Origin of the sequence: Neobacillus drentensis (genome assembly GCF_036966985.1) — a bacterium.
GTDB classification, from domain to species: domain Bacteria; phylum Bacillota; class Bacilli; order Bacillales; family Cytobacillaceae; genus Neobacillus; species Neobacillus drentensis_E.
Map to the genome: position 1 here is coordinate 1 of NZ_JBALSN010000129.1, position 5,200 is coordinate 5,200.

At 37.3% G+C, this 5,200-nt stretch carries 4 protein-coding genes; 2 read left to right on the forward strand and 2 right to left on the reverse strand.

Features of this window, described 5'->3' with window-relative positions:
• Positions 1-202 precede the first annotated feature (202 nt).
• Entirely contained in the window at positions 203-388 is a 186-nt protein-coding gene (locus V7659_RS09130; RefSeq protein WP_026566124.1) for a YjzD family protein, read from the forward strand.
• Positions 389-429: 41 nt separating this feature from the next.
• Here the strand turns inward: V7659_RS09130 and clpB are convergent, their stop codons facing one another.
• Together clpB and V7659_RS09140 are read right to left on the reverse strand one after the other, a co-directional pair.
• Complete coding sequence (gene clpB / locus V7659_RS09135) at positions 430-3,024, reverse strand: ATP-dependent chaperone ClpB (RefSeq protein ID WP_335539584.1); 2,595 nt, start codon at positions 3,022-3,024, stop codon at positions 430-432.
• 157 nt (positions 3,025-3,181) lie between these two features.
• A complete protein-coding gene (locus V7659_RS09140; RefSeq protein WP_026566122.1) occupies positions 3,182-3,361 on the reverse strand; it encodes a YjzC family protein in 180 nt (59 codons plus the stop codon).
• A 270-nt stretch (positions 3,362-3,631) separates the two neighbouring features.
• On the opposite strand from V7659_RS09140, the gene V7659_RS09145 reads away from it, so the two are divergent.
• Positions 3,632-4,324, forward strand: a complete 693-nt coding sequence (locus V7659_RS09145; protein WP_420491365.1) for a Crp/Fnr family transcriptional regulator — start codon at positions 3,632-3,634, stop codon at positions 4,322-4,324.
• The last annotated feature ends 876 nt before the right edge of the window (positions 4,325-5,200 follow it).

Genomic DNA, 5,200 nt, shown 5'->3' on the forward strand with positions numbered 1-5,200 from the left:
ATTGTATGCCGCCTTATTAAAGATGAAAGGGGATTTGCCTATTTTTTCATGGCACATGTGGAATTCCAGTAGGTAAATAAGCAGATCGCACTATTAGCCAGAATTGGACAACCTACCAAGAAAGGAAGTTTCGCTTTATCATTTCTGAATCATATGATAATATAAATAAAGATGTAAAATAGGTTGTTAGAGGTGAAGAATAATGCGATTTTTTTGGACCCTTTTCTGGTCATTTCTATTAGTGCAAATGCTTACATATGTAGTGAGCTCAATGACTGCAGGTGCAAAATATGATTTCGTTACTGGTACTGTTGCTGCTGTTGGTGTAACTATTCTAATTTACGTAGTAACTGCATTAATTCCAAACGAGCCAGTTTCAAAACATTAAAAAAGGTCATCCATGCGGATGACCTTTTTTATTATGGATTTCTATTTAACCGCTAATGAAATTTCTCCATTGCTGATACCTATCTCCACTTTGGATTGATCATGTAGCTTTCCAGCAATTATTTCACGAGCAAGTTTAGTCTCGATATTTCTCTGGATAAATCGTTTTAACGGTCTAGCACCGTATATTGGGTCAAAACCATTTACAGCAATAAATGCTTTTGCCTCCTCATTGATGAGAATATCTATTTGTTGATGTTTTAAACGATTTTGCAATTCTCTCATCATTTTTGCAACAATATTTTTTATCTCCTCAAGTGATAGTGGCTTAAAGAGAATTGTCTCGTCTATGCGATTTAAAAACTCTGGCCGGAAATGCCCCCTCAATTGACTTATCACTTTTTCTCGAACCGCATCAGGGATTTCACTTTCATTTTCACTTCGTTCTAGCAAAAATTGTGAGCCAATATTGGATGTCATAATTATCACTGTATTTTTAAAGTCAACTACACGCCCTTGCGAGTCGGTAATTCTTCCGTCATCAAGCGCTTGAAGGAGAATGTTAAAGACTTCAGGATGGGCTTTTTCAATTTCATCCATTAAGATAACAGAGTATGGCCTTCTCCTTACTGCTTCAGTTAATTGTCCGCCTTCTTCGTAGCCCACATATCCAGGAGGTGCACCAATCAAGCGAGAAACGGCATGCTTCTCCATATACTCTGACATATCAATCCGGATAATGTGTTCTTCACTGTCAAATAAAGACTCCGCTAAGGCTTTTGCTAACTCTGTTTTTCCAACCCCAGTTGGACCTAAAAATAAAAACGATCCGATTGGCCGGTTAGGGTCTTTAATTCCAGCACGAGCCCTTAGGACTGCATCTGCCACTAAATTTACAGCTTCATTCTGGCCAATTACTCTTTCATGCAGGATCGATTCTAATCGGAGCAGCTTCTCTCTCTCGCCTTCGACTAATTTAGAAAGTGGAATTCCAGTCCACCTGGATACAATGTTCGAAATTTCTTCTCCTGTCACTTCTTCACGAAGTAATCTTTCATCTTTAGAAGTTGCGGTTTCGAGTTCTTTCAGTTCCTTTTCTGCTAACGGAATTTGACCGTGTCGAAGTTCTGCTGCACGATTTAAATCGTATTTATCCTCTGCCTGTTGAAGCTCCCTGCGAAGTTTCTCAAGCTGCTCCCTTTTCTCCTGCAATTTTTGAATACTTTGTTTCTCCTGCAGCCATTTTGCCTTCATTTCATTGGCTGTCTCTTTAAGGTCCGCAAGTTCCTTTAGAAGTGCTTCAAGTCGTAACTTGCTTCCTTCATCCACCTCTTTACTTAAAGCTGCTTCTTCAATTTCTAATTGCATAACTCTGCGGGTTACTTCATCTAATTCTGTTGGCATAGAATCTATTTCAGTCCGGATTAGCGCACACGCTTCGTCAACAAGATCAATGGCTTTATCTGGCAAGAACCGATCCGTAATATAACGGTCTGATAAGGTTGCCGCTGCTACCAAAGCACGATCATGGATTTTAACACCATGGTGGACCTCATACCGCTCTTTTAAGCCTCTTAAAATTGAAATGGTGTCTTCAACGTTTGGTTCCTGGACAAGTACCTGCTGAAATCTTCGTTCAAGTGCAGGATCTTTTTCGATATATTTTCTATGTTCATCAAGCGTTGTTGCTCCTATACAATGAAGTTCACCACGTGCAAGCATCGGTTTTAACATATTTCCTGCATCCATAGCACCTTCCGTTTTCCCTGCACCAACAATCGTATGAATTTCATCGATAAATAATAAGATCCTGCCTTCACTCTTTTTAACCTCATTTAATACGGCCTTTAATCGTTCTTCAAATTCACCTCTAAATTTAGCACCGGCAATTAACGCACTCATATCTAATGAAAAAATGGTTTTATCCTTTAGACCCTCTGGAACATCTTTTCTAACAATTCTTTGTGCCAACCCTTCTACAATTGCTGTTTTTCCTACACCAGGTTCACCGATTAATACCGGATTATTCTTTGTTTTTCTTGATAAAATCCGGATGACATTTCGGATTTCAGAATCACGTCCAATAACAGGATCCATTTTTCCTGCTCTAACCTCTGCAACAAGATCCCGTCCATATTTTTTTAAGGCATCGTATCCTGCTTCGGGATTTTGTGATGTCACTCTTTGATTCCCCCTTATATCTTTTATCGCTTGTAAAACATGTTCTGGCTGCTTTCCTAAAGCTCGTAATATCTTTCGCATTTCTGAGTCATCTGAATAAACCACAGCTAACAGAATATGCTCGACAGATAAATATTCATCTGAAAATTTTTGCTTATATTCTTCAGCCTTTACGAGTAACTTCTGCAGCCTTGCTGTAATATATAGTTTTCCTTGTTCTACTCCACTGCCGGTAACCACTGGTTTTTTTGACAGAGATTCCATAAGGTTCTTTTTTGTTCTTTCAGAAGACACTCCCGCCCTATCTAAAATGGCAGAAATGAGACTATCTTCTTGCTCCATTAATGATATAAATAAATGAGGTTCATCAATCTCTTGATGATTTTGCTTAACGGCTAACGATTGGGCATCCATCAATCCTTTCTGTAACCGTTCTGTCATTCGGTTCATATCCATTTTTCAACACCCTCTTTGACCATTTTTGACCTTTGTCTTTATTATAAAACAATCCCGTCTAAAAAGAAAATTTTCCTCGTTTAGAAAATACAATCTATGATCGAGAGTTTAGACAAAAGAAAAAGCCACCCAATGGATGACCTTTTCTGTATTAAATTTATGGTTTTCGCTGATATGTCCAAACTCGTTCATCATTGGAAGTCTCAGGGAATGCATCCCCTGCTTTTAACTTGATTTTTTTCGGATTATTGACATTGCTTCCCGTATCTCCCACTTCAATATATACACCATTATTAGGTGCTTTACTCCCAGATTTAAACTGGCGATTTTGACCCATTCTTTTTCCCTCCTTTTCTTCACACTGTTATTATTTCCGTTTCAGGCTCTGTCATTATTGGCATTTCTTACAAATTCCTATACTATTCGACATTATTTCCTAAGAAATAAACAAAGTCGGCACGAAGTTATGACGATTGTATGAACTTATTGCTCATTTATTGCTAATTATTCTTTGTTAACAATATAATTATAGTATTATCTTGTAAATCCAACCTTGACTGTCAATTTTTTAAATCAAATTTTCGTACCTTTAAAGGTGGTTATGAGTATGCAGTCAGTAAGAGAAATGCCGGTACCACTGTCCCATCTTTTTGATACAGTTCACCATATAAAGAAAGTTGAAAAAGGTACTTTTCTATTTCAGGAAGGATCTACAGCTGATGAATTGTACATAGTACAAAGTGGAATTCTTCAAATCAGCAAAATCATTCCTGATGGGAGAGAACTCACATTAAGAATGTGCTCGCGTGGTGATTTTGTCGGTGAATTAAACTTATTCTCCCCTTCTTCACGATATTTATTAAGTGCTCGTGTTGTTGAGAGCGGTGAGGTAGCGGTTATTATGAAAGATACGCTCGAGGAAAAACTTTCGCAAAATTTAGCACTTTCTTTCGAATTTATCAAGTGGATGAGCCAACAATATCGAAAAACCCAAACTAAGTTTCGTGATTTGGTTCTTCATGGTAAAAAAGGAGCTTTATACTCTACACTTATTCGAATTACCAATAGTTATGGTACCAAAACTAATAAAGGAATACTAATCGATCTGCCATTAACCAATCAAGAGTTAGCCAATTTTTGCGGTACTTCACGCGAAGTTGTAAATCGTCTTTTAAGCGATTTACGCAAGAACGGAATTGTATCCATCGATAAGGGCACGATTACTATTCATGATTTGGAATATTTAAAAAGGGAAATCGATTGCGAGGACTGTCCAGTAGAAATCTGTAAAGTGGATTAGGAATTCTTTAAGCGAAAAAAATCGGTCATTTGACCTGTTGTTTGTCGAGAATGGTATTTTTCTCGGCAATTTTTTTATCTAAAACATATTCTGATTTTGTTCCTGCTAATGGCCTGTTGATTTTTGCTCCAGGTGCTTCGCTCCAATCAACAGGGGTCAATCAACATAATGTATTGCCACACACCTTTACCAACCTGGCTAAGTGTGTGGCAATTTTTTTATATCTTTATGTCTGTAGTCCTGGGGTAAAGTGCCAGTATTATGGACATTCCACTTTGTCTCTTGGTGAGTTTTGTTTGTAAGAACCAGGATTACGGACATTCCCCCTTATCTCTTGAAGAGTTTTGTCCGTAAGAACCAGGATTACGGACATTCCCCCTTATCTCTTGAAGAGTTTTGTCCGTAAGAACATGCAGTTCATTGCGTTCATCAAATTTCGTTTGTTGAATCTAAATATGAATCGGCTTATATTGAAACCCTTTTAAACTTAATGGCTCTGTTTTATTCATTATTGATTTTCGTGTAGGTATGAGAATTAATAGGCGGAGAATTTCCGGCTAATGTAAATAAAGGAAGCTTAAGAAGGAGATATAAGAGGAGATATTCCGATTAACTGCTCTAAATAAGACAAAATCCAAAGTTTTGGATAATACTAAACGGAAAAACTTCCTTTATTTTTAAGGAAATATGGGTATTTCCCAATTTAAACGGAATTTTACCGTTTATTTTTCAAACACAGTGAAATCATCATTCAGTTATAACAGGGCTAACTTAATAAAACAACAAAGTTTGCGGAAACACATCCTTTTAAAAAGAATAAAATGATAGTGTGGAAGATCTTATTGAAATAACCCTCTATTGATTGGAGCGGAAGGC

Excerpts from the sequence above, each read along its gene's own strand:
- V7659_RS09145 (WP_420491365.1), top strand. The coding sequence starts at position 3,632 with ATGCAGTCAGTAAGAGAAATGCCGGTACCACTGTCCCATCTTTTTGAT.
- V7659_RS09140 (WP_026566122.1), bottom strand. The coding sequence starts at position 3,361 with ATGGGTCAAAATCGCCAGTTTAAATCTGGGAGTAAAGCACCTAATAAT.
- clpB (WP_335539584.1), bottom strand. The coding sequence starts at position 3,024 with ATGGATATGAACCGAATGACAGAACGGTTACAGAAAGGATTGATGGAT.
- V7659_RS09130 (WP_026566124.1), top strand. The coding sequence starts at position 203 with ATGCGATTTTTTTGGACCCTTTTCTGGTCATTTCTATTAGTGCAAATG.